General features: G+C 65.5%; 23 protein-coding genes and 2 pseudogenes. 13 read left to right on the top strand and 12 right to left on the bottom strand.

The features are described 5' to 3' along the window. Positions 1-123 (top strand): annotated as a pseudogene (locus J7I79_RS06545) (IS5/IS1182 family transposase); the annotation flags it as partial. Between the two features lie 10 nt (positions 124-133). Here the strand turns inward: J7I79_RS06545 and J7I79_RS06550 are convergent. Further along, positions 134-391, bottom strand: coding sequence for a metal-sensitive transcriptional regulator (locus J7I79_RS06550; RefSeq protein WP_028270603.1), 258 nt, complete (start codon positions 389-391; stop codon positions 134-136). A gap of 161 nt (positions 392-552) precedes the next feature. On the opposite strand from J7I79_RS06550, the gene J7I79_RS06555 reads away from it, so the two are divergent. Both J7I79_RS06555 and J7I79_RS06560 read left to right on the top strand, forming a co-directional pair. Further along, positions 553-1,422 (top strand): SGNH/GDSL hydrolase family protein, encoded by an 870-nt coding sequence (locus tag J7I79_RS06555; RefSeq protein WP_396020171.1) that lies wholly within the window; start codon positions 553-555, stop codon positions 1,420-1,422. 165 nt (positions 1,423-1,587) lie between these two features. Further along, positions 1,588-1,797 carry a dodecin gene (locus J7I79_RS06560; protein WP_104173833.1) on the top strand — a complete coding sequence of 70 codons (210 nt, stop codon included), beginning with the start codon at positions 1,588-1,590 and terminating at the stop codon, positions 1,795-1,797. A gap of 10 nt (positions 1,798-1,807) precedes the next feature. Here J7I79_RS06560 and J7I79_RS06565 read toward each other — a convergent pair whose 3' ends face one another. The 6 genes from J7I79_RS06565 to J7I79_RS06590 all read right to left on the bottom strand — a co-directional run bounded on the left by J7I79_RS06565 (position 1,808) and on the right by J7I79_RS06590 (position 6,938). Next, entirely contained in the window at positions 1,808-2,005 is a 198-nt protein-coding gene (locus J7I79_RS06565) for a hypothetical protein (protein ID WP_104173834.1), read from the bottom strand. Between the two features lie 167 nt (positions 2,006-2,172). Beyond that, positions 2,173-2,922 carry an SDR family oxidoreductase gene (locus tag J7I79_RS06570; protein ID WP_214951568.1) on the bottom strand — a complete coding sequence of 250 codons (750 nt, stop codon included), beginning with the start codon at positions 2,920-2,922 and terminating at the stop codon, positions 2,173-2,175. A gap of 98 nt (positions 2,923-3,020) precedes the next feature. Further along, complete coding sequence (locus tag J7I79_RS06575) at positions 3,021-4,361, bottom strand: MFS transporter (RefSeq protein WP_214951571.1); 1,341 nt, start codon at positions 4,359-4,361, stop codon at positions 3,021-3,023. A 54-nt stretch (positions 4,362-4,415) separates the two neighbouring features. Then, on the bottom strand, positions 4,416-5,429 hold the full coding sequence (locus J7I79_RS06580) for a biotin-dependent carboxyltransferase family protein (RefSeq protein WP_214951573.1): 1,014 nt from the start codon (positions 5,427-5,429) through the stop codon (positions 4,416-4,418). Next, on the bottom strand, positions 5,426-6,145 hold the full coding sequence (locus J7I79_RS06585; protein WP_214951575.1) for an allophanate hydrolase subunit 1: 720 nt from the start codon (positions 6,143-6,145) through the stop codon (positions 5,426-5,428). The genes J7I79_RS06580 and J7I79_RS06585 overlap by 4 nt, the downstream gene beginning before the upstream one ends. A gap of 1 nt (position 6,146) precedes the next feature. After that, the gene (locus J7I79_RS06590; RefSeq protein WP_214951577.1) at positions 6,147-6,938 is read right to left on the bottom strand and encodes a LamB/YcsF family protein; all 792 of its coding nucleotides are present in this window, start codon (positions 6,936-6,938) and stop codon (positions 6,147-6,149) included. A gap of 323 nt (positions 6,939-7,261) precedes the next feature. Here J7I79_RS06590 and nac point away from each other — a divergent pair, with 323 nt between their 5' ends. After that, positions 7,262-8,179 (top strand): nitrogen assimilation transcriptional regulator NAC, encoded by a 918-nt coding sequence (nac, locus tag J7I79_RS06595; protein WP_214951579.1) that lies wholly within the window; start codon positions 7,262-7,264, stop codon positions 8,177-8,179. Between the two features lie 163 nt (positions 8,180-8,342). Further along, positions 8,343-8,558 (top strand): hypothetical protein, encoded by a 216-nt coding sequence (locus J7I79_RS06600; protein WP_214951582.1) that lies wholly within the window; start codon positions 8,343-8,345, stop codon positions 8,556-8,558. Positions 8,559-8,680: 122 nt separating this feature from the next. Here J7I79_RS06600 and J7I79_RS06605 read toward each other — a convergent pair whose 3' ends face one another. From J7I79_RS06605 to J7I79_RS06615, 3 genes are all read right to left on the bottom strand, one after another. Then, complete coding sequence (locus J7I79_RS06605) at positions 8,681-9,355, bottom strand: 4-carboxy-4-hydroxy-2-oxoadipate aldolase/oxaloacetate decarboxylase (protein ID WP_214951584.1); 675 nt, start codon at positions 9,353-9,355, stop codon at positions 8,681-8,683. Between the two features lie 71 nt (positions 9,356-9,426). Next, a complete protein-coding gene (locus J7I79_RS06610; protein WP_214951586.1) occupies positions 9,427-10,635 on the bottom strand; it encodes an aspartate transaminase in 1,209 nt (402 codons plus the stop codon). A 164-nt stretch (positions 10,636-10,799) separates the two neighbouring features. Continuing rightward, entirely contained in the window at positions 10,800-11,726 is a 927-nt protein-coding gene (locus J7I79_RS06615; protein WP_251042478.1) for a helix-turn-helix transcriptional regulator, read from the bottom strand. 176 nt (positions 11,727-11,902) lie between these two features. On the opposite strand from J7I79_RS06615, the gene J7I79_RS06620 reads away from it, so the two are divergent. From J7I79_RS06620 to J7I79_RS06650, 7 genes are all read left to right on the top strand, one after another. Further along, a complete protein-coding gene (locus J7I79_RS06620) occupies positions 11,903-12,748 on the top strand; it encodes an aldo/keto reductase (protein ID WP_214951588.1) in 846 nt (281 codons plus the stop codon). 55 nt (positions 12,749-12,803) lie between these two features. Beyond that, positions 12,804-13,775, top strand: coding sequence for an aldo/keto reductase (locus J7I79_RS06625; RefSeq protein ID WP_214951590.1), 972 nt, complete (start codon positions 12,804-12,806; stop codon positions 13,773-13,775). Beyond that, positions 13,772-14,788 carry an NAD-dependent epimerase/dehydratase family protein gene (locus tag J7I79_RS06630; protein WP_214951592.1) on the top strand — a complete coding sequence of 339 codons (1,017 nt, stop codon included), beginning with the start codon at positions 13,772-13,774 and terminating at the stop codon, positions 14,786-14,788. Before J7I79_RS06625 ends, J7I79_RS06630 begins: the two co-directional genes overlap by 4 nt. A 68-nt stretch (positions 14,789-14,856) precedes the next feature. Further along, a complete protein-coding gene (locus J7I79_RS06635; RefSeq protein ID WP_214951594.1) occupies positions 14,857-15,687 on the top strand; it encodes an aldo/keto reductase in 831 nt (276 codons plus the stop codon). Positions 15,688-15,821: 134 nt separating this feature from the next. Next, positions 15,822-16,085 (top strand): GlsB/YeaQ/YmgE family stress response membrane protein, encoded by a 264-nt coding sequence (locus J7I79_RS06640; protein WP_214951595.1) that lies wholly within the window; start codon positions 15,822-15,824, stop codon positions 16,083-16,085. Positions 16,086-16,235: 150 nt separating this feature from the next. After that, a complete protein-coding gene (locus tag J7I79_RS06645) occupies positions 16,236-16,769 on the top strand; it encodes a YtxH domain-containing protein (RefSeq protein ID WP_214951597.1) in 534 nt (177 codons plus the stop codon). Between the two features lie 292 nt (positions 16,770-17,061). After that, a complete protein-coding gene (locus J7I79_RS06650) occupies positions 17,062-19,221 on the top strand; it encodes a glycogen debranching N-terminal domain-containing protein (RefSeq protein ID WP_214951599.1) in 2,160 nt (719 codons plus the stop codon). A gap of 18 nt (positions 19,222-19,239) precedes the next feature. Here J7I79_RS06650 and J7I79_RS06655 read toward each other — a convergent pair whose 3' ends face one another. After that, complete coding sequence (locus tag J7I79_RS06655; protein WP_214951601.1) at positions 19,240-20,130, bottom strand: putative protein N(5)-glutamine methyltransferase; 891 nt, start codon at positions 20,128-20,130, stop codon at positions 19,240-19,242. Between the two features lie 268 nt (positions 20,131-20,398). Here J7I79_RS06655 and J7I79_RS06660 point away from each other — a divergent pair. Next, positions 20,399-23,423, top strand: a pseudogene (locus J7I79_RS06660) (alpha-amylase family glycosyl hydrolase). 212 nt (positions 23,424-23,635) lie between these two features. Here J7I79_RS06660 and J7I79_RS06665 read toward each other — a convergent pair. Continuing rightward, the gene (locus J7I79_RS06665; RefSeq protein WP_214951603.1) at positions 23,636-24,679 is read right to left on the bottom strand and encodes an NAD(P)-dependent alcohol dehydrogenase; all 1,044 of its coding nucleotides are present in this window, start codon (positions 24,677-24,679) and stop codon (positions 23,636-23,638) included.

Here is a 24,679-nt window from a genome sequence, read left to right on the forward strand (position 1 = left end):
CGCGGCTTCAACCGCCTCAAACACTGGCGCGGAATTGCAACCCGCTACGACAAGTACGCCACCACATTCCTCGGCGGTGTACTGCTCGCAGCGATAGCCACATTCCACCGAGTCCACAATTAACAGACACAACCTAGGCGAGGGAGAGGAAGAGCTTCTCCAGTTCAGCCCGGTCCAGGCTGGGGTCCTCCTGCTGCATGCACTGCTGCAGGCCGGTGGCAATAATGGAGAATCCGGCACGGTCCAGGGCGCTGGAAACGGCGGCCAGCTGCGTGACCACGCTCTTGCAGTCACGGCCCTCCTCGATCATCCGGGTCACAGCCGCAAGCTGCCCCTGCGCACGGCGCAGCCGGTTGATGACAGGCTTCATGTCGGCGGGATCCAGTTCCATTACTTCCTCCGTGCTTCGGGACTCCCCCAATCATATACCCCCCTTGGTATTTTCTTGGCCCGGCTTCGTGGCAGCAGGCGTCACCATCAGGCTTCGCTGGGCAGGGTGAATTGCGCCCTTCGGCCCTGTTTTCCGCGGAAACAGGGGGTCACGATGGGAGGGTGAGCACGTTCAGCATTCCCGGACCTGCACGGACACCCTCCGCGGCACGCACTCCCGCGCCCCATCCGTGGAACCGTTTTGTGGCACTGGGGGACTCCTTCACCGAGGGCTACGGCGATCCGGAGCCGCGGAGCCCCGGCGGCGTAAGGGGCTGGGCCGACCGCGTCGCCGAAGAGCTGAGCCTGGGCCACCGGGACTTTGCCTACGCCAACCTGGCGGTCCGGGGCCTCCTGCTCCAGCAGATCGTTGATGACCAGCTGGGTCCGGCACTTGAACTCAAGCCGGACCTGGTCACGCTCTCCGCGGGCGGCAACGACCTCGTCTTCCGCGGCAGCGATCCGGACAAGCTGGCCGAGAAACTGGACCCGGTCGTCGGCCTGCTCAGCGCCACCGGTGCAACCGTGGTGCTCTTCACCGGACCGGACTGGGGCGACACGCCGGTGTTCAGCCGCATCCGAGGCAGGGTGGCCATCTTCAACGAAAACCTCCGCACCATAGCGGCCAGGCACGACGGCGTGGTGGCCGACCTCTGGAGCCTGCGTCAGCTGACCGGTCCGCAAATGTGGGATCCGGACCGCCTGCACTTCTCGCCCTTGGGCCACCACACCATCGCGGCCATGGTGCTGGAGACACTGAACGTGCCCCACACCCTGCAGCCCCTGCAGCCCAAGGTCCTGCCAACCAGCAGCTGGAGGCAGGCCAGAAGCAGTGATCTGGTCTGGGCAAGGGATTACCTGTTCCCGTGGGTGCTGCGCCGGGTACGGCAGCGCCCCACGGGCCCGGGCCTGAAGGCAAAGCGCCCGGAGCCGGGCCCGGTGTTCGGGCCCGGGGTGCCGCACGGCCCGCTTCCCGCCGGCCCCGACCGCTGAGCACCGACTGCCGGGTTCCTCGCCGCGATCGTGTCCTGCGGCCGCAGCTGGAGCAATCGCGGCCATCGTCGTCGCGGCGAAACCCTAGTCGTTCCGACCTTCGTCGGCTAATCTGCAGGGACGGCCCGCAGTTCCGGGTGTCAATGGAGATTATGAGGAGCGAAGTTGTCGAATCACACCTACAGCATTTCTGAAATTGTCGGAACTTCAAATGAAGGCGTGGACGCCGCCGTCCGCAACGGGATCGCCGAGGCCGCGAAGACCCTCCGCAACCTGGACTGGTTCGAGGTCAAGGAAATCCGCGGCCACCTGGCAGACGGCAAGGTGGCCGACTGGCAGGTAACCATCAAACTGGGCTTCCGCCTGGAGCGCTAGCGGCGCAGCCCTAGCGCGAGGTTGCGCCCGCCGTGTTGCGGCGCCAGACCGTGGGCGATCCGTTGTAGGACGGGAAAATGTGTCCTTCAAAAAAAGTCTGTCCGTCATGCGGTGCGTCGTCAGGAGCCCACAGCCCGGATACCGGGCAGTGGGTGCCTGTGGCGCCGGAGGTGGCCACTCGCTCTCGGAGCAGTGCGATGCGCTTCATCGTTGAATCCCATCCTTGGTAGTGAAAAGGTCTACCCCAAGGCTAGGAAACCAGCCGCACTCCCCCAATGGGCGTTCGTCCAGAATCACCCTGGTTGATGGGGCGGCTGCACAGTCACCGTTGCCGCAAGGCCATCCATCGGAGCACGGAGGCTGACGGCGGTCAGGCTAGCGGCGGTCAAACACCAGGCCGCCGGGGACCTGGAACGTAGGCATGATTTCCATCATTCCAAGGTTCACGTGGGCCGGCGCTTCGATGGCGTAGTCGAGGGCGTTGACGATGTCATCGGTGGTCAGCGATTCGAAGCCCTCGTAGTACGTCTGCCAGGCTTCCTCCATGGCCTCGGGCGTGCCGCCCATGTTGCGGCCGAAGATCTCCGTTTCCACCCGGCCGGGGCAGATCTCGGTGACACGGATCCGCTTGCCCACCGTGTCGTTCCGGAGCTGGCGGGAAATCTGGTGCACCGCTGCCTTGGTGGCGTGGTAAACGGTGTGCCCGTAGAAGTTGTAGACGCCGGCAATGGAGCTGATGTTGACCACGTGGCCGAGGTCGCGCTCCACCATGCCGGGCAGGATCAGCCGGGTCAGGTGCAGGAGACCGCGGAGGTTGACGTCCACCAGTTCGTCGACGTCGTCCTCGGAGGAATCCAGGATGTTGCCGGGGCGGGAGACGCCGGCGCAGTTCACCAACACGTCCACATTGAGGCCGTCAATCGCCGCGGCGAGGGCCTTGGTGTCGGTGAGGTCGACGACGTGCGGAACGGCGCCGGTGCGGTCCGCCAGTTCCTCGAGCCGCTCCTGGTTGCGGGCGACGGCGTGGACGGTCAGGCCGCGCTTGGCAAGCCGTTCACTGATGGCGGCTCCCATGCCGGTGGATGCGCCGGTGACGAGGGCTGTGGTGTAGTCGGAAAAAGGCATCAGGTCTCCAGTGAAGGGTTGGGCGGCCGGGCCCCGGAACGGGACCCGGCGAACGTGCTGTGGATTTGCTGGCGGAGCGGATCAGGTACGGCTGCGGGTCAGGCGTCCCGAAGCGGCTCATGGGCCCGGTCTTTGACCGTGCTGACCGCCGCGAGGGTACCCAGCGCCGTGATGACGGCGTAGAACGCCGGCATGTAGATGTTGCCGGTGCTCGAAATGAGCCAGGTCATCAGCAGCGGGGCCGTGCCTCCGAACAGGGCGGAGGAAACGTTGTAGCCCAGGCCGTAGGCGGAGTAGCGGACGCGGGTGGGGAAGAGTTCCACGATCAGGATGTGGATGACGGCGGTGTGTCCGGCGAATACCACTGCCATGATGCAGGCGCCGAGGATGGCGAGGCCCATGTTGCCGGTGGCGATCAGCGCGTAGGCCGGGATGCCGACGATTGCCATGGCGATGGCCGAGCCGGCGATCACTTTCTTGCGTCCCACACGGTCCGACAGGGCGCCCATGAACGGAATGGCGATGCAGATGGCGACGAGGCTGCAGGCGGTGACGATGAGCGCCTCACCGATGGTGAAGTTCAGCTGCTTGCCCTTCAGGAACGTGGGCATGTAAGAGAACAGAACGTAATAGCCGGAGCCGTTCATCAGCGGGATGAACAGGGCCAGGACCATGGCACGGCGGTGTTCGGCGGACTTGAATGCTTCCTTGAGGGGGTTCTTGGACAGGCCGCCCTCTTCCTTCAGCTTCACGAAGTTGGGGGTGTCGCTGATGGCCTTGCGGATGTACCAGCCGATGATGCCCATGGGGATGGCGACAAGGAACGGGATACGCCACGCAAAGGCGCCGAACCCGCCGCCGTCGATGGCCGCCTGGCTGAGCCACGGCGACATGGAGAACGCCACGAGGGTACCGGTGAGGAGAGCCGCGAAGGATGCGATCTGTGCGTAGGAAGTGATGATGCCGCGCTTGCCTTCGGGGGCGTGCTCAGCCAGGAACGTCATGGCACCGGCAGCCTCGCCGCCGACGGAGAAGCCCTGCAGCATCCGCAGCAGCACAAGCAGTACGGGTGCGGCGATGCCGATCGCGGAGTACGCGGGCAGGAGCCCGATGCCTGCGGTGGCCACGCTGATGAGCAGGATGACGAAGACCAGCAGTTTCTGGCGTCCGATCCGGTCCCCGAGGAAGCCGCAGACCACCGCGCCGAGGGGCCGGACGAAGAACGAGACCGCGTAGCCGGCGAAAACGAACAGCAACGCGTTGTCCGGGTTGCCGGGCGCCAGGAAGACGAGCGCCAGCGTCCCCGCCATGAAGGCGAAGATGCCGTTGTCGTACAGTTCCACGAAAATGCCGACGCAGCCGGCTGTGACGACTTTGCGGGTCTGCTTGCTGCTGAGCCGCTCTTGGTGCGGCTGGGCCGCACGCGTTGAAGTTGACATGGCTTTCCTAACTAAGGGGAGGGTAGCAAGGCTTTGGAGCTGATGCGAGGGTTTTTAGCTTCCTACTGCCGGGGCCAGATCGTGCCAATGGGGCTGGGCGCCGATCCCGAGGAGGCCGAACACCGTGGTGACGGCGGCCCGGAGGTTTTCGAGTTGGCGTGTTGCCGTCCGGAGGGCTCCGGCGGCTTCGGCCACGGTGGTCCTTCGGAAGGTGACCTTGTGACCCGGCCTGGCCTGAGCCAGGATGTCCAGGGACATGCTGGTCACCACGGCCAGGACCGGATAGCCGGCGGTGACACCTCGGCCGCGGTGCAGGACCAGGAGTTCGTCCCGGGACGGGACTTCCACAGCCCCGACCGGAACGCCGCGGGAGAGCAGCTCGGCGGACGACTGCCGTTCCGGCAATTCACCGCCAAGGCGGAGGCCGATGTGGTTGCTGCGTCCGCTGACTATATAGCTCGAGGACAACAGCAGGCCGGCCGAGTCGCCGAATTCGTCGATGTCCGGGCCGTCGGTGACGTCCACTACGAGCTCGGTTCCGAACTCGGGGCGGTTAAGACCCAGCCGGAACAGCGGCAGGTCGAAATAGGGCTGGCGGATCGGGGCCACACTGCGGCGGACCTCCAGTTGCGATCCTTCCGCCAGTTTGAGGCCGAAGCCGACGACGGTGTCCGGTGCGCAGCTTCCCAGCAGGACCGGTGCCGCGACTGAACCGTGTACGGCCAGGTAGGCGCGGAGCCCGCCGGCCATCCCCCGGACCGCCAGGGTTTCTCCGGCCCGGACCGAGACGGGTTCCCACTGCGGGCAGGTTCGGCCGCCGACGGACAGGGTGACCGGCGCTCCCGTGACGGCAACGAGGATGTCGGTGTCCGTCCGCAGCCGGAAGTCCAGCGCCGTGATTTCGATGAGGGGATCGTTGTCCTCGTTGCCGGCAAGGATGTTGGCGGCGCGGGCGGAGAACTGGTCGAGGGCGCCGTTCACGGGCAACCCGTAACGCGGCCCGCGGAACCGGCCAAGGTCGGTGACCACGGAGTTTCCGGGCTGGCTGATGGTCAGGACGCCTCTCATCGTGCCGGCTCCAGGTACCGCCCGGCGTACCCGCCGAAGTCAGCCGCCGGGATGGGGATGAAGCTCAGCCTGTCTCCGGGCATGTAAGGGACCAGCGGCTCGTTGGCCAGGTTCAGCAGGGTGAGCGGGGTCTGCCCGATGACGCACCATCCGCCGGGGGCGGTGGCCGGGGCGATGACGGCCTGGCGGCCTGCGACGGCAACGGCACCTGCCGGCACGCTCAGCCGGGGATCCTTGAGGCGGGGCACAGGCAGCGGGAAATCGGGGCCGTCCATCATGGGCGATCCAGCGGGGGCGCCAAGGCACCGGATGACGTAGGAGTCGGCGCAGTGCAGCCTGACGACTTCTTCAGTACTGAGCCCCTGCTGGCTAGCAACACGTTCCAGGTCGGGGCCGTATTCGCTGCCGTAAACCACCGGCACATCAAACTCCCGGGGTGCCCGGACCTGGGTGTCGGCGTGGCCGAGCTGGCGCAGCCCGAGCTGCACGAATGCTCTGACCTGGCGGGCCGAAGTGGAGCGGGCATCAAATTCGACCAGCACGGAGTCGTAGGTGGGAACGGCGCCGTAGACTCCGTCGGCTCCCGAGGATTCCAGCCACTCTGCGAGGCGATGAACCGTTGTCCAGTTGGCTTCACGGTCTGCATCTACTGCCACCACGCGCAGGGCAGAGTCGCCTGACTCGTGCACCTCGATGGCCGCTGCGTTGACGGACATGTCAGGCCACCTTTGCCTGCCTGGCGGCCAGCACCTGTGCCAGTGGGGCGATGGTGACCCCGGCCGCCGTGAGCTCGGCCCGGATGAGCCGCGCAAGCTGCACGGCTCCGGCGTTGTCGCCGTGGAGCAGGATGGTGTCTGCCTGGATGGGGATGTCGAAGCCGGCAACGGTTTCGATCAGGCCCTGGCAGACCATCCGGACTGTCCGTTCCACGATCACTGAAGGATCATGGATGACTGCGCCGTCCCGGCCCCGGGGGACCAGGGTGCCGTCGGCTTCGTAGGCGCGGTCCGCGATGCCAACAATGGCAACATCAAGGCCGCGATCGGCGGCGGCTAGGGCAAGTTCGCCGTCCTGGGCCAGGATGATAAGCCGGGGATCGGCTCCAAGAGCGGCGTCTGCCACGGCGGCCGCATAGTCCGCCCGCGTGGCCACGAGGTTACCCAGGCGTCCGTGCGGTGCCAGATGGGCAACCCGGGTTCCGTGGTACGCGGCAAAACCGGACAGCGCGCCAAGCTGGTAGAGGACGTCGGTGCGTACTTCGGCGGGAGTCAGGTCCATGGCCCGGCGACCGAAACCCCGGAGGTCCGGGAAGCTGGGGTGGGCGCCAATTCCGACTCCGCGGCGCACGCATTCGGCTACCGTGGCGTCCATGATGTCCGGGTCACCGGCGTGGAAACCGCAGGCGATGTTCGCACTGGACACAACCTCGAGCAGGGCCGGGTCATCCCCCATGGTGTAGGCGCCGAAGCCCTCGCCCAGATCGGCGACGAGATCAACTGTTGGATTCATCTTTGCCTCACTAACGTGGATGGTGGTCAATGCCTTTTCAGGAACATTAGGAGAAGAATATTTCATGTAAGTAAATTTGAAAGTCCATAAATAATCGGAATGACCCCACGGGAATTTGTTATGAATTCCCATATTCCGGGCCGTCTTTGCTTGAATAGATTCTGGCATCGAGACGGAGCTCACACAAAGACCGATTCAATGTCACGTGATAGGTAGTCGCTATGACCCGTGAGCCCTGGTCACCAACTTCACGCGGGTTCGGGAGACATAGAATCGGGCTATGACCACTGCCTTCCGGGAGCGGCGGAGAAAGGTGGAGAGGCATGGACACCAGGAAGTTGGCCTACTTCGTGCAGATCGTTGATTCCGGCAGTATCACCAAGGCGGCCGCGGCCCTGCATGTTGCGCAGCCCGCGCTGAGCCAGCAGGTTTCATCGCTCGAAAACGACCTGAAGCAGCGGCTGCTGATCCGCAGCAAGAAGGGCGTCGAGCCGACGGCGGCCGGCCACACCCTGTACCGGCACGCCCAGATGATCCTTCGCCAGGTGGAGCAGGCTCGCCAGGACGTGGAAACATCCGGAGCAACACCTTCGGGCCGAGTTTCCGTTGCAATCGCCCCGTACAGCATGGCCTCCAGCCTCGCGCCGCAGATCATCAGCGAGGTCAACCGCCGGTACCCGGACGTCGTCGTGCACCTGACGGAGATCTATGGCGGCGTCCTGAGCGAGGCCATCAAGAACGGCCGGCTGGACATGGCCCTCATCTACGAGCCGGGGCCGATCCGCGGCGTCCAGTTCACCACCATGATCGTCGAAGACCTCTACCTGGTGATCAGCCCGGAAGCCGGGATCAAGGCAGCGGACGGGGAGATCAGCCTCCGTGATGTGGCCGGGCTGGGACTCTTCCTGCCCGAAAAGATCCACACCCTGCGCCAGATCGTGGAACGTGGTTTCGACGAGAGCAACCTCCGGCTGCGCCTGATGGGCGAGGTGGAATCCGTCCCCTCGCTCGCAAGGCTGCTGCGCGCCAACCTGGGCGCCGCAATCCTGCCACGGTCCGCGGCGGACGCCCTGTTCCATGAAGAGGACTTCCAGGTGCTGCGCATTACCGGCCCGGCGCTGCAGTCAAAAATTGCACTGTGCACCCCCGACCACGAACCACTTTCCGAGGCAGCATCCGCCGTTCTGATTATATTGAAGGAAATGCTTCAGAACATGATGAGCCAAAAATATGGCCAATAGATCGCACTCCCAGGTGGCGGTAATCAGCCATAGTTCCCCCTTATCGGATCACCCGAATTAGGTATTATTCACGGCGCTGGAATTTCCCTAGGATCAAGGAAACAAATTGATTCAATTCCCCGTTCCGCGGGAATTGACCAGGGAATCCGTGAGGAATACCGCCATGAAGAAAACAGGCACAACCGCTGCACTCACCCCCCGTCCCGGTAGCCGGCTGGCGGCGAGGACAGGAAGCCACTGCCCCGTCAACGGTTTCTGGCGCGCCGAAGCCGACACTGCCGATCCGCTGTTCGTCTTTGAAGGCAGCATCATGCCCACCCGCGCAGGTCGCGGCACCACCTGGTACCTCGTCGATACCAGGAGCCGGCTGGCGGATTGAGCCAGGTAAGCGCGAACAGGCAGCTGATGCCCTCAGATCGGGGATTTGAGGGCATCAGCTGCCTGTTCGTTCTGGACTCACGTGTCTGGCCGGGCCTTCCTGCGTAGCCGGGGGGCGGCTTCCTAGACTTCCACGAGCAATCCCTTGGCCTTCAGCACGTCGGTCAGCTTGCAGAGCTCAATGGTGGTTCCGCCGTCGTGGTACTGCCTGATCAATTCGCGTTCGGCGTCGTCGCGTGCCTGTGACAGGGCGATGACTTCCTCGGCTTCCTCGCGCCGGACCACAACGACGCCGTCAGCGTCGCCGCGAAGGATGTCACCGGGGTAGATGATTTCGTCGCCGAACACGACGGGGTGGTTGATCGGACCCAGGGTTTCCTTCACCGTGCCCTTGATGCAGATGTTGCCCGAGAAGACCGGCAACCCCAGCTCGATCAGGTCCTGGGTGTCGCGTACGCCCGAGTCCGTGACCATCGCGGCGATCCCCTTGGCCTTCATGGCGTTGCCCAGCACGTCGCCGAACGTCCCGGCCTCCTCGTACTCCCCTGCCGCCACCAGGACAACGTCGCCGGCCCGGGCGTAGTGGATGGCCACCTGGAGCATCAGGTTGTCCTGGGGTGCGCAGCGCACAGTGACGGCCGGCCCGCAGAAGGACATGGACCGGTCGATCGGCTTGATCCGCGAGCTCAGGGCGCCCTTGCGGCCCTGGGCTTCGTGGATGGTGGCGGAGGAAAATGCGGCGAGCCGGCTGACGACGTCGGCGTCCGGGCGTTCGATGTTGGCCTTGACGTGGATCATGGGAGATTTCCTAACAGGAGTGGGGATTGCTGGTTGGGTGAGGCGGAGGTGCAGCCGGATGGCGCCGGAGCTCAGCTGACGGCCCGGACGGCCTTGTCGATGGCCGCCGTGGCTTCCTGGATGATGTCCAGGCTGGTGGCAAAGGAGATGCGGAAGTACGGTCCGAGCCCGTAGGCGGATCCATGGATCGTGGCGACGTGCGCCGCGTCGAGGAGGTACAGCGTGAAGTCCTCATCGGAGCTGATTTCGGCGCCGTCAGGTGTCCGCTTTCCAATGACGCCGGCGCAGTTTACGTAGGCGTAGAAGGCGCCTTCGGCGGGGGCACAGTGCAGGCCGTCGACGGCGTTGAGGCCGGCCACGGCGGCGTCACGGCGGTCCCGGTAGACTTCAACACCCTCGCTGACGAAGTCCTGGGGGCCCGACAGGGCTGCCGCGGCCGCTGCCTGGCTGACCGAGGACGGGCAGGACGACATTTGGGACTGCAGTTTGTTTACGGCTGCGATGAGCGGCGCGGGACCGGCTGCATAGCCAAGCCTCCACCCGGTCATCGCATAAGCCTTGGACACCCCGTTCACCAGGAAGATCCGTTCCCTCAGCTCCGGAGCCACCTCGACGAGGCTGGCAATCCGGCCCTGGCCGAAGTAGATTTCGTCGTAAATTTCATCGGTCAGGACGTAGACCTGCGGGAAATCCCGAAGTGCCTCGGCCAGGGCACCAAGTTCCTGGCGGCTGTAGACGGCGCCGGTGGGGTTCGACGGCGAGTTGAGGATCAGCCACTTGGTGCGGGGCGTAATGGCACCGCGCAGCGTTTCCGGCGTGAGTTTGAAGCCGGTCTCCTCCGTGCACGGGACAATGACGGGCGTCCCGTCGTTCGCCAGGACCATGTCCGGGTAGGACACCCAATATGGAGCCGGGATAATGACCTCGTCCCCGGCGTCCAGGGTGGCCATGAGCGCCAGGAAGATCACTTGCTTCGCACCGCCGCCGATGGTGATCTGGTCCGGTTCGAACCTGACCCCGGTGTGGTATTCCAGCCTGCCCAGGATGGCTTTCTGGAGCACGGGGGTGCCGCTGACGGAGGTGTATTTCGTTTCACCGGCGTCGATGGCGGCGACGGCCGCGGCCTTGATGTGCGGCGGTGTGTCGAAGTCCGGTTCACCGACCGTCAGGTCAAGGATCCGGCGGCCCTCGGCTTTGAGTTCACGTACCCTCGCGGCAGCTGCCACGCTAGGAGACGATTTGATGCGGCTGACGCGGGCTGCTGGGGAAAAATCAGGCATGGTCTCTTCCAGGTTCTTGAGTGGGACGCAACCAAAGAACGGTTCCTTCATTCGAGCGTAGGGACTCGGTGGAGGAATGGATAAGACCTATTCTGCGTGGACGGATAAGCAGAACTTATGTCAGGGCACGGCAAGATCCCGGCAGTTACCGGGCCGTTACGGGCTTAGGACGCGCTGCCGGCGTCGCTGACATCCGCTATTTGTGTGGCCAGCGGTCCGCCGGTGCTCCCCGACACACCGCCGGAGTCCCCGGCATCTCCGGCACCGAAGCTGCCCAGCAGCGTCAGGGAATCGGCCGACGGCGAACCCGGCTTCGCGGAAAACACCCGGAGGACCTGGTCCGGGTCGTCCGGCAACACCAGGTTTTCAAAGTTCAGTTCCAGGTCCCCGACCACGGGATGGTGGAGCCGAAGGCTGCCGGCGGACGGCGCGGCCACCCTGTGCCCGGCCCACCACTGGCGGAAGTGTTCGCTGTGCACCGCGAGTTCGCCCACCAGCTGATTGGCCTGGGCATCGTTCGGGTGCCGGCCGACGTCCACGCGCAGGGCACCGACGGCTTCGGCCGCCACGGTCTTCCAGTCCCGGAACAGTTCGCGGGTGCGCGGCTCCAGCATGAGCCAACGGGTCAGGTTACGCTCCCCTGCGGGCATGGCAAGGAAGTCGGCAAATAACAGGAAGGCCAGGCGGTTACCGGCAAGGACATCGCTCCGACGGCCCAGGACCAGCGCCGGAACATCGCCCACTGCGCCCAGCAGCTGGCGCAGCGCCGGCCGGACGCTTTGGGCCGGGATCGGCGGACGCTGCGATTCAGCACAGTGTTCCAGGAGGTCCATCATGTGCGCCTGCTCGCTGGAGTCCAGGCGCAGCGCCCGCGCCACGGAATCTAGCACGGCCCTGGACGGGTGGATGTTGCGGCCCTGCTCCAGGCGGGTGTAATAGTCCGTGCTGACATCCGCCAGCCGGGCTATCTCCTCACGGCGCAGCCCGGGGACCCTCCGGGCACCCGTTGTGCCGGACAGCCCGGCGTCCTCCGGCTTCAGCCGTGACCGCATGGCTTTGAGGAATTTTCCAAACTCGGCGCTCTGACCCATGCCTTCCATTGTGCACGGCGGGGAAGCTCCCTTTCTACAACGAAGGTAGGACTGCCAGTCCTAGGAAAAACAGGAACAGCCATGCCTACTGACAGGGCACCGGAAAGTGCATAGGCTCGATGCATAGCCCACATGAAAGCGGTTTCCCGCGAGCCCTACGACCGGAAGAACTGACGATGTCCCAGACGCACCAAACCACCATCCCGCAGCTGACCCTCAACAACGGCGTACAGATCCCGCAGCTCGGCTTCGGCGTCTTCCAGGTGCCGCCGGAAGAAACACAGCGCATCGTCGAGGACGCGCTCGAGGCCGGCTACCGCCACATTGACACCGCCGCGGCCTACCGCAACGAAGCAGGCGTCGGGGCCGCCATTGCCGCCTCCGGCATTCCGCGCGAGGAAATCTTCATCACCACCAAGCTCCGCAACGGCGAACAGGGCACCGCACACGAGGCTTTCCAGAACAGCCGCAAGGCACTCGGCGTCGACTTCGTGGACCTCTACCTTATCCACTGGCCGGTGCCGTCCCAGGGCCTCTTCACCGACGCGTGGAAAGCGATGGAAAAGCTCTACGCCAACAGCCAGATCCGCGCCATCGGCGTCTCCAACTTCCTTCCGGAGCACCTGGACACCCTCCTCCCGGCGGCGGATGTGGTCCCGGCCGTGAACCAGTTCGAAATTCACCCCACCTTCCAACAGCAGGAACTGGCGGCCAAATGCCGGGACCTCGGCATCGCTGTGGAGGCCTACAGTCCGCTGGGCCAGGGGTCTGACCTGAATGCCGCCACAGTAAAAGCGCTGGCCGGCAAATACGGCGCAACGCCGGCCCAGGTGGTCCTGGCCTGGCACCTCGCCCAGGGCACCATCGTCATCCCCAAGTCCGCCGATTCGAAGCGAATGCGGGAGAACCTCGGTGCCGTCGCCGTCGAACTCTCGCCCGCAGAACTTACCGAAATCACCGCGCTGGAATCCGGTGCACGGGCGGGCGCCGACCCCGCCGTCGCCGCCTTCAGCCAGATGTAGCCGGCGCCGCGCCGGCGCCAGACACCAGGAACCCACAACCCAAAGGACCCTCAGCATGCAGTACACCCACCTTGGCCGTTCGGGCCTGAAAGTATCCCGCCTGTGCCTGGGCACCATGAACTTCGGACCCCAGACCGAAGAAGCGGCCGCGCACTCCATCATGGACTCCGCCCTCGAGTCCGGCATCAACTTCTTTGACACAGCCAACGTCTACGGCGGCTCCGGCCGGCACGGCTGGACCGAGGAAATCATTGGCCGCTGGTTCGCCCGGGGCGGCGAGCGGCGCGAGCGCACCGTGCTGGCCACCAAGCTCTACGGCACCATGACGGACCGGCCCAACGAGTCCAAGCTGTCCGCGCTGAACATCCGGCGGGCCCTCGACGCCAGCCTCAAGCGGCTCCAGACGGACTACATCGACATTTACCAGTTCCACCACATCGACCGGAACGCGCCGTGGGACGAGATCTGGCAGGCGATGGACGTGGCCGTCCAGCAGGGCAAGATCCTGTACGCGGGCAGCAGCAACTTTGCCGGCTGGCACATCGCCCAGGCCCAGGAATCCGCCGCCCGGCGCAACTTCACCGGCCTGGTCAGCGAGCAGTCCATCTACAACCTCCTCACCCGCAACGTGGAGCTGGAAGTCATCCCGGCCGCGCAGCAGTACGGACTGGGGCTGATCCCCTGGTCGCCCCTGCACGGCGGCCTGCTGGGCGGGGTACTAAAGAAAGAGCGCGATGGCGTCCGGCGCACCGAAGGACGGGCCGCGGAAACGCTGAAGAAGCACCAGGAACAGATCCGCCAGTACGAGGACCTGGCCGACGACCTCGGCCACGAGCCCGGGGACATTGCCCTCGCGTGGCTGCTGCACCAGCCTGCGGTCACCGCACCGATCGTGGGTCCGCGCACGCAGGAACAGCTCGACGCCGCCATCAGGGCCCTGGACGTGACGCTCGGCGCCGATACGCTCAAGCGCCTTGACGACATCTTCCCCGGCCACCGGACGGCCCCGGAAGACTACGCCTGGTGACTCGTCCCGGAACGGTGGCGGCGCCGTCGGACATCCTGTTCATCGGCGGAACCGGCGTAATCAGCGCGGCGGCGGCGGAACACGCCGTCGCGCTGGGCCACCGGCTCACCATCCTGAACCGCGGAAAGTCCGCGACCCGGCCGGCGCCCGAAGGCGCCGAGGTGGTCACCGCCGATATCCGGGACGCCGCGGCCGTGCGCGAGGCGCTGCGGGGCCGCGAGTTCGACGCCGTGGCCGACTTTATTTCCTTCACCCCGGACCACGCGGCGGCGGCCATCGGGCAGTTCTCGGGCCGGACCGGCCAGTACGTGTTCGTCAGCTCAGCCTCCGCGTACCAGAAACCACCCGCCCGCCTGCCGATCCTGGAATCGACGCCGCTGCGCAACCCCTTCTGGCAGTATTCCCGGGACAAAATCGCCTGCGAGGACCTGCTCATGCGGGCCTACCGGGACGACGGCTTCCCGGTCACGGTGGTCCGCCCCTCCCACACGTACGACCGCACGAAAATTGCCCTGCTGGGAGGCTGGACGGACATCCACCGCATGCGGCAGGGCCTGCCGGTGCTGGTCCATGGGGACGGCACGTCGCTGTGGACGCTGACGCACAGCCGGGATTTCGCCAAGGCGTTCGTTGGCCTGCTGGGCCGGCCGCAGGCCGTGGGCGAGAGCTACACCATCACCTCTGACGAGTTCCTCCCCTGGGACCAGGTGTACCGGCTGTTTGCCCGGGCTGCCGGCGTCGCGGCACCGGAGCTGGTGCATGTGGCCTCGGAAACCATCGCGGCGCACGATTCCGGACGTGGCCCGTGGCTGCTCGGCGACAGGGCGCACTCCGTGGTGTTCGACAACTCGAAGATCAAATCGCTCGTGCCGTCCTTCCACTGCTCCATCCCGTTCGGGGACGGCGCCCGGGAAATCGTCCGCTGGCACGACGCGCACCCCGAACTGCAGCAGGTTGACGCCGGATTCATGGAGCTCAGCGACCGGTTGGTCGCCTGGGCCCGCCGGCCGTAAACGAATCGTTGGAAGACTGTGCCGTTGGAGATCTGTGCAAACCGACTCCGATAGGAAAGACTCATTGAATGGCACTTTCACCAGTGATTGAGCTCAATGACGGACACCGGATTCCCCAGATCGGACTGGGGACCTGGCCGCTGGACGACGAACAGGTGGCTGCCGCCGTCGTGCAGGCCGTGGAAGCCGGTTACCGCCACATCGATACTGCGGTGAAATACGGCAACGAAGCGGGCGTGGGTAACGGCATCCGCTCGAGCGGCCTGGACCGGTCCGAGCTGTTCATCACCACCAAACTGGACGGCGAATTCCAAGGCCAGGACAGGGCCGTGGCCGGACTGGACGGATCACTCAAACGCCTCCGCCTGGACTACGTGGACCTGCTGTTGATCCACTGGCCCCTCCCCCGGCGGGACGAATTCATCTCCACCTGGAAAACTTTTGAACGGCTGCAGGCCGACGGCAAAGTACGTTCAATCGGCGTCTCCAACTTCAAGCCTGCGCATCTGGAAAGACTTATGGACGCCTGCGATGTGGTGCCGGCCGTCAACCAGATCCAGGTCAGCCCGTCCATCACCCGGATAGTGGATATCGCCTACAACCGGCGGCATGGAATCGCAACCGAGTCGTACAGTCCGCTCGGCGCGGGCAGCGACCTCCTGAACGCCCCAGTACTGGGAAAGATCGCCCAAAAGCACGGCAAGACCCCTGGCCAGATCGTTCTCCGCTGGCACATCGAGCAGGGCCTCGTTGCCATCCCCAAGTCGGCCAATCCACAACGCATGAAAGAGAACCTGGGCATCTTCGACTTTGCCTTGGACACGGACGACGTAACTGCCATCGCCACGCTGGACGGAGGTGACGAGTCCGGAGTTAATTCTGACGTCCAAGGTCACTGAAAGCCGGTGCTCCCCAGAAACTCACAGGGCCGCCGACTGGCAGATTAATACTAAGCATGATTAGTATTAGGTAGAAGGATGAAGCGTGCCCGGGATCCGGGCACCTCCTCAATGAAAGAAGAAGGAACGATAAAATGGGTTTTTTCGCATTTCTGATTCTGGGCCTCATCGCCGGAGCCATCGCTAAGGCAATCCTCCCCGGCCGGCAGGGTGGCGGCATCTTCATCACGCTGCTGCTCGGTGTGGTCGGTGCCCTCTTGGGCGGACTGATTGGCGGCGCGCTCTTCGGCGTTGGCATCAACGAGTTCTTCTCGCTGTCCACATGGCTCCTGGCCATTGGCGGTGCGATCATCGTCCTGCTCGTTTACGGCATGGTCACCAAGCGCACAGCCCGCTAAAGCGGAGTCTGGCCTGAAAAACGCCCCCGGGATTCGTTCCCGGGGGCCGTTTTTCATTCACGGCCCTCTATTTTGTGGCCTTTTGTTTGTGGGCAACCCCTTGAACGGTCCGCCCGAGTACGGAACCTTCTCACGGAGCAGGAGTACAACATGAAAGCAAAACTTCTTTTTGGTACAGGTGTGGCAGCCGGATTTATCCTGGGATCCAGGTCCGGCCGCGCCGCCTACGAGAAAATCAAGGCACGGGCTGCCGCCCTCTGGGACAGCAAGCCGGTCCAGGACAAAGTGGCTGCCGCGACCGAGGCGGTCAAGGAAAAGGCCCCCGAAGTCTCCGACCAGCTGACCGAGGCCGCCCGCCGCGCAGGCACGGTCATCAGTTCCGCCGTCCACCGTGACAACGCGGCCGGCACCGGCAAGAGCGGCGCCAAGGTCAGCCCGGCGAAAAGCGGCGATTCGAGCACGGAGAGCCTGCTGCCGGCCGGCGACTACGTCCCGTCCCACAGCACGCACCCGGAGACCGTCAACCTCGGCACCTCAGACGGCAGCACACCTGAAAGCAGCACAGCCGACGTCACTAGCGATCCGGCGCTGAATGACTCAACCGGCCAGGACTGGTCCGACGAAGGCGGCGCTACGCCTGCCGGGGCCGCCACGAACGTTAACCCTGAGCGGACTTCCAGCTAGTTCACGGAGTCAGCCTCAACAGGGCGGGGCCCTCCCGTGCCGGACGCATTGTCCGGCCAGGGAGGGCCCCGTTTCCTGTTCCCGGCGGCGCCCCTTCGTTCCGGCCGCACCGGCACGGTTTGCGTCCCTGCCGGGCCTCAAAATCCTTGCCCGAAGTCAGCCGGAATTTTAGAATGTGGGTGGCTAAGCAGTCAGCCATTGAATCCTCGGTCCGGAGTGAATTCATGAGCTTTCGACGCCTGGCCCCGATCCACGCAACCTCCCCGGCGCATCCGGCCCGTCGGCGGCGGCCATGAACGGCTGGAACCTGGACACCGCTGGCTCAATCGGCCACAACGCAGTGACCATCGTTGAAGGATCCTCCTTCTTTATTTCGGCCGGGAACGGCGATCTGGACCTCGCCCTGGCGCACGGCGCCTTCTATCAGGACACCCGGATCATCTCGCGCTGGAACCTGATGATCAACAACCACCTGGTGGAAGAACTCACATCGGTGAACCCGGAACCCTACCGGGCAGTGTTCACCGGCCGCGCGCCCCAGCCGGACGGAGCGGCCGACCGCCCTATGGTGATCGACCGTGACCGGCAGGTGGGCGACGGCGTCCGCGAGACGCTGACCGTGCACAACTACTCCAGCGCCCCCGCACCCTGCAGCATCAAACTGGCAGTGGAGGCGGACTTCGCGGACCTGTTCGAGGTTAAGGCCGGCCGGAAGACCCGGCAGCTGCGCCCCTCCTACCGGCCGGAGGGCGACCGGCTGATCATCAGCGGCCGCCACAACGGCAGGCTGCTGGCTGTGACGGTCAGGGCGCCGGGAGGGGACGTGAACCGTCACGGCGTGATGTACAAGGTGACAATTCCGGCGAAGGGATCCTGGACCGCCACCATTGTGGTCACGCCAAGCTCGGACGGCAGCGAACCTGCGGGCAAGTTCTCCGCCGGCATCCCGCAGCACGAGTCCGTTCCCGCGCTTCGGCACCGACGCTGGGGCGCCGCTGCACCCCAGGTCAGCATGGACAATCCAGCGCTCGAAAGGGTACTGCGCCAGAGCCAGCAGGACCTGGGCTCGCTGCGGATCGCGGACCCGGCGCATCCGGACCGTACGGTTCTTGCCGCGGGAGCCCCGTGGTTCATGGCCCTATTCGGACGCGACTCGCTGCTGACCTCCCTCATGGCGCTTCCGGTGGATCCCACGATCGCGCTTGGCACGCTCCAGACCCTCGCCGAACACCAGGGCCAAAAGATCAACAAGCTCACCGAGGAGCAGCCCGGACGGATCCTCCACGAGGTGCGGCTCGGTTCCGGCGCCGCCCTGTCGCTGGGCGGGGACACGACCTATTACGGGACGGCGGATGCCACTCCGCTGTTCGTCAAGCTCTTGGGGGAAGTGAGCCGCTGGGGGCTGGAGACCCGGGCAGTGCAGGAACTCCTGCCCAGTGCGGACCGTGCGCTGGACTGGATTACCAGCTACGGCGACCGTGACGGGGACGGCTTTGTGGAGTATGAGCGCGCCACCCGGCACGGGCTCCTCAACCAGGGCTGGAAAGACTCCTACGACGGCGTCAACTTTGCGGACGGCACCCTCGCCGAGCCGCCCATCGCCCTGTGCGAGGTCCAAGGCTATGTCTACAGCGCCTATGTGGCCCGGGCATTGCTGGCCCTGGACGCTGGAGACGCCACCCTGGCCCGCACCTGGGGCGACCGTGCTGCCGAACTGAAGGAGGAGTTCAACCGCAGGTTCTGGCTGCCGAAACGCGGCTACTTCGCTGTGGCCCTGGACAAGGACAAACGGCCCGTGGATGCCTGCGCCTCCAACATGGGGCACTGCCTGTGGTCGGGCATCGTGGACGATGACAAAGCGGCCTTCGTGGCGCGGCGCCTGATGGAGCCGGACATGTTTTCCGGCTGGGGCGTCCGTACGCTGGCTTCCACCATGGGTGCTTTCAACCCCGTGAGCTACCACAACGGCTCCGTGTGGCCGCACGACAATGCCCTGATTGCCGACGGGCTGATGCGCTACGGTTTCGTCGAGGAGTCCCAGCGCGTGGCGATGGCCATCTTCGACGCCGCGGAGGCTTTTGGCGGCAGGCTCCCGGAGCTTTTCTGCGGCTTCCCGCGCGAAGCGGGCCGGGCCCCGGTGGCCTACCCGTCGTCGTGCTCACCGCAGGCCTGGGCCGCTGCCACCCCCATCCACCTCATCCGGGTCCTGCTGCGTTTTGATCCTTCCGCCTCCACCGGCCGGCTCTGGCTGAGCCCGGCCTTCCCGGACGGATTCGGCTACCTTCGGAAAGAGCAGGTGCCGCTGGCAGGTTCCCGGCTGACGATCGAGGTTTCGGGAAACAACGCGCACGTGACGGGGCTGCCGCCGTCGATCGAGCTGCATCTGGGGACGCAGGAAACCCTGGCGGACCTCATTAGGGTCCACCATGACCCCGGCCGGAAGGCTGGCTGAGGTAGGAGGCGACAGGCTCTACACGGTTCCGATCGCGACGGTTCCGATTGCTACGGTTCCGATCGCGACAGTGGCGTCCAGCTCCGGGTCGCTCGCAAGCCGGGCTGTCAGTCCTGCCTGCCGCATAAGACCGATGGTCTGCCGTGCCTGGCCCCGGCTCGTCTCGATCAGCACGTGGCCGCCCGGTGCAAGCCAGTCCGTTGCCCCGGCAATAACCCGCCGCTGGATGTCCAGCCCGTCCGGCCCGCCGTCCAGGGACATCCGCGGTTCGTGCGTGCGGGCCTCCGGCGGCATGGTCCCGATCGCTGCCGTGGGGACATAGGGCGCGTTGGCCACCAGGACCCGGATGCGGCCGCGGAGCCCGGGCGGCAGCGGGTCGAAGAGGTCGCCCTCATGGACGCGGCCGCCGGCCGGTTCCAGGTTCCGCTTGGCGCACCGCACTGCGTTGGGGTCCAGGTCCGAGGCATGCAGTTCGATTCCGGCCAGGCGCGCCGCGAGGGCAGCCCCCACGGCACCGGAACCGCAGCAGAGGTCGACGACGGCGGCGCGGCGGCCGCCGTCGGAAGTCCCGCCGTCGTCGTGGGAACCGCCGCCGTCGGAAGCGCGGAACAGCAGCTCCGCCTGCCGGACAAGGAACTCGGTCCGGCGGCGCGGCACAAAGACGCCTGTAGCCACACCGATGCGAAGCCCGCAGAATTCAGCCCAGCCGAGGATGTGTTCGAGCGGGAGTCCGGCGATGCGCCGTTCGATCATCGCCTCGAGCTCCGCGGCTGAGGTTGCTGCCTCGGCGAGCAGGCGGGCTTCGTCTTCGGCAAAGACGCAGCCCGCGGCGCGGAGACGGCGGACCGGGTCTTCCGGACTGTCCGCAGTCCCGGTGCGGCCGGTCCGCGATGTGCTTTCTGATGGCAAGTACAGGCTCCCTCAGCGGCAGGCGGTGGGATTCATGCTACCGAACCGGGGACGGTACCAAGCAACCTTGGAATTTGCTGGAAAATGTCAGTGCAAGCGCTTACAGTGTGACTTGGCTCTCAGGAGCAGTCTCCCGCATCGTCCTTCACAGCAGCAATGTCGCTTACCGGAAGGTTTCCTCATCGTGTTTTCCCGCAGTGCAATCCACAAGAATCCACCGTGCAAAAATTCACCCCTCAAGCCTCCGGCCAGGCGTGCCGCCGCAACGATCGCGGCGCTGGTTATCGCGGCCGCGCTGGCGGCACCGGCTAACGCGCTACCGGCCCACGCGGCGCCGGAGCCGAAAGGCCCTGGCTCCCCGTCGGCCGCCCATTCGCTCCGCGCACCGGTGACGGATGAGAACTTCTACTTCGTGATGGCGGACCGCTTCAGTAACGGAAGCAGCGCGAACGACGACGGCGGGCTCGGCTCCGATCCGATGGTCTCCGGCTTCGACCCCACGAAAAAAGGCTTCTACAACGGCGGTGACCTTAAAGGACTGCTGGACAAGATCGAGTACATCCAGGGCCTGGGCGCCACGTCCATCTGGCTGACACCCAGCTTCAAGAACAAGGCGGTCCAGCCCGAGGACAAATCGGCCGGTTACCACGGCTATTGGGTCACCGACTTCACCCAGATCGACCCGCACCTGGGGACCAACGACGAACTGAAGGCGCTGATCGACGAGGCACACTCACGCGGGATGAAGGTCTACTTCGACATCATCACCAACCACACCGCGGACGTGATCGGCTACGAGGAAGGCAACCGGGCCGCCTACATCTCAAAGGATGCAGCGCCCTACAAGACGGCCGCCGGCGAGGAGTTCGACGACCGTGACTTCGCCGGATCGGAGGACTTCCCCGCACTGGACCCGAAAACATCCTTCCCGTACAAGCCCAAGCTGGAACCCGGCGAGGAAGAGCTGAAGGTTCCCGCGTGGCTCAATGATCCCGCGCTTTATCACAACCGCGGCGACACCACCTTCCAGGGCGAGGACTCCTTCTACGGCGATTTCTTCGGCCTGGACGATCTCTTCACGGAGCACCCGAAAGTGGTCGACGGAATGGTGGACGTCTACGAAAAGTGGATCGGCGATTTCGGCGTGGACGGCTTCCGGATCGACACGATGAAGCACGTGAACGACGAGTTCTGGCAGGAGTTCGGGCCCAAGGTCCTGGACTACGCCAAGGAACAGGGCAAGGACGAGTTCTTTATGTTCGGCGAGGTCTTTGACACGTCCAAGAGCTTCACCTCGCAGTTCACCACCCGCAACAAAATGCAGGCCGTGCTGGACTTCCCGTTCCAGGACGCAGCCAGGAACTTTGCTTCCCGGAGCCAGGGGGCGGCCCAGCTGGAGGCGTTCTTCGCCGCGGACGACTGGTACACCGACGCCGACTCCAACGTCTACCAACTCCCCACGTTCCTGGGAAACCACGACATGGGCCGGATCGGCAGCTTCATTGCCGCGGACAACCCGGGCGCGGACGACGCCGAACGGGTTGCCCGGGACCGGCTGGCCCACGAACTGATGTACTTCTCGCGCGGCAACCCCGTGGTGTACTACGGCGACGAGCAGGGCTTCACCGGTCCCGGCGGGGACCAGGATGCCCGCCAGACACTCTTCGCCAGCCAGGTGCCCGAATACCTGGACGATGACCTGCTGGGCACCGACGCCACGCATGCCACGGACAACTTCGACACCGGCCATCCGCTCTACAGCAAGATTAGCGAACTCGCCGCGCTGACTGCCGGGCATCCGGCCCTGCGCGACGGCGCCCACCAGAACAGGTACGCCTCGGACGGCCCGGGAATCTACGCATTCTCCCGCACGGACGCGACGGACCAGCGCGAATACGTGGTGGCGGTGAACAACAGCCAGACCGCACAGACGGCGGCGGTGCCCACGTACATCGCCAAGCGCACGTACAGCCGGATCTATGGCGGCGCCGGCTCCGCAACGGAATCCAAGTCGGCCGCGGACGGCAAGCTCACCGTCACCGTTCCGCCGCTTTCCGCAGTGGTCTACGAATCGTCAGGCCGGATCCCGCACTCCAAGGTGGCTCCCGCCGTCGTGCTTCAGGAGCCTGCAACAGCGGAAGGCGACAACGGCAGGATCCGGGTGGCGGCCGACGTCGATGGTTCCTCGTTCTACGAGGTCACCTTCCAGGCGCGGACAGCGGGCGGAGAATGGGAGCCGATCGGCACGGACGACACCGCCCCATACCAGGTGTTCCACGAGGTCACCGGGCTGAACCCCGGCACGGCCGTGGAATACCGCGCGGTGGTCCTCGATAACGGCGGGCACACCTCCGCGAGCGCGGCCCGGACCGGCACTGTCCCCTCTCCAGTCCTCGTGATGCAGAAACCGGCCGAGGGCAGCAGCGTTGACGGCAAGGTGGAAGTCAGTGCCAGCGCCAGCCCGGAGAAGGCCGACTACACGGTCAGCTTCGAGCGGAGCGTCGACGGCGGCGACTGGGCTGCCATCGGTTCGGACAGTTCATCGCCGGCATACACCGTCTTTGACGATGTCGCGGCGCTGGGCCTCGCCGACGGCACCGGCGTCCGGTACCGGGCAACGATGGCCGTTCCGGGCGCGGCGAACGTGGTGAGCGATATCCGGACCGTGGTGGCGCGAGATCCCGCAGCCCGATACCGTCACGGTGGCCGGCAGCCTGAATTCCGAGCTGGGCTGCCCGGGCGATTGGCAGCCGGCCTGCGGGCAGGCCTTCATGGCGCTCGACCCGGCGGACCAGGTATGGCGCCTCACGGTGCCTGACCTCCCGGCGGGGACGTACGAGTTCAAGGCAGCCATCAACGGCGGCTGGGACGAAAACTACGGGGCAGGCGGCGCCTTCAACGGCGGGAACATCGTGCTGGAGCACCCGGGAGGTGCAGTAACCTTCCGGTACGACCACACGACCCACCTGCTCAGCCCGGTCTACGCGTCGCAGCAGCCCGGTGCAGTGGCCGCGACCGGCAGCATGAACTCGGAGCTGGGGTGCCCGGAGGACTGGATGCCGGCGTGCGACCAGGCCCAGTTGGTGCTGGACCCCGCCGACCTGGTCTGGAAGCTGTCCGTACCCGGCCTTCCCGCCGGCACGTACGAGTTCAAGGCCGCTTTGGACCGGTCCTGGGCTGTGAGCTATGGAGCAGGGGGCTCCCCGAACGGCGCCAACGTCAGTTTGGCGCACGACGGCGGCCCCCTCACCATCCGGTACGACCACTTCACCCACGTGATCACTGCCAGATAGGGATCGCCCCTGGCCTGCCCGGGATTCCGACCCGGGGCGGACTCGGGGCAGGTGGAGCTCTTCCGGAGCACGGGCGTGACGGTTCAGCTGGTAGACGTTAACCGCGAAAGCAGCGCCGCCCTCTCCTGAGGACGGCACTGCTTCGGGTCATGACCTGGCGTGGCGCCGCCCCTGGGCGGCGCTGCTTTTTGGTGCCCGGTTTTGTTGCCTTCTTAGACCAGGGTGGAGGTGTCGATGACGAAGCGGTAGCGGACGTCGGATGCCAGGACGCGTTCGTAGGCGTCGTTGATCTTCTCAGCCGGGATGACTTCGATCTCGGCGCCCAGGTTGTGCTCGGCGCAGAAGTCGAGCATTTCCTGGGTTTCGCGGATGCCGCCGATCGCCGATCCGGCGAAGGACCGGCGTCCCGTAATCAGCGAGAAGACGTTCACCGGCAGCGGCTCGGCCGGGGCGCCCACGTTCACCAGGGCGCCGTCAAGGGTCAGCAGCTGCAGGTAGGAGCTGATGTCGATCTTGGCGCTGACGGTGTTGATGATCAGGTCGAAGCTACCGGCCAGGTCCGAGAAGGTGTTCTCGTCGCTGGTGGCAAAGTAGTGGTCCGCGCCCAGGCGCAGGCCGTCCTCCTGCTTCTTCAGCGACTGCGACAGCACGGTGACCTCGGCGCCCATGGCGTGGGCGATCTTGACGGCCATGTGTCCCAGCCCGCCGAGTCCGACGATGGCCACCTTCTTGCCGGGTCCCGCGCCCCAGTGGCGCAGCGGCGAGTAGGTGGTGATGCCGGCGCAGAGCAGCGGCGCGGCGACGTCGAGCTCGATGCCCTCCGGGATCCGCACGACGAAGTCCTCGGTCACCACCACGTGGGTGGAGTAGCCGCCCTGGGTGATGGTGCCGTCGCGGTCAACGGCCCCATAGGTGCCTGTCATTCCCTTGAGGCAGTACTGCTCCTCGCCCTTTTGGCAGTTGACGCATTCGCGGCAGGAGTTGACCATGCAGCCGACGCCGACGCGGTCACCGACGGTGTGCTTGGTGACTTCGGCGCCGACCTCGGTGACTATTCCGGCGATTTCGTGGCCCGGGGCCAGCGGGTACTGCTGGGGTCCCCAGTCGCCGCGGACGGTGTGGATGTCGGAGTGGCAGATGCCGGCGTACTTGATCTCGATCAGCACGTCGTGGGGGCCGACGTCGCGGCGTTCGATGGTGGTGGGAACGAGGGCTCCGTCTGCGGACGGGGCAGCGTAAGCGTTAGCGGTAAACAA

The organism is Arthrobacter sp. ISL-69, assembly GCF_018613775.1.
Lineage (GTDB): Bacteria > Actinomycetota > Actinomycetes > Actinomycetales > Micrococcaceae > Arthrobacter.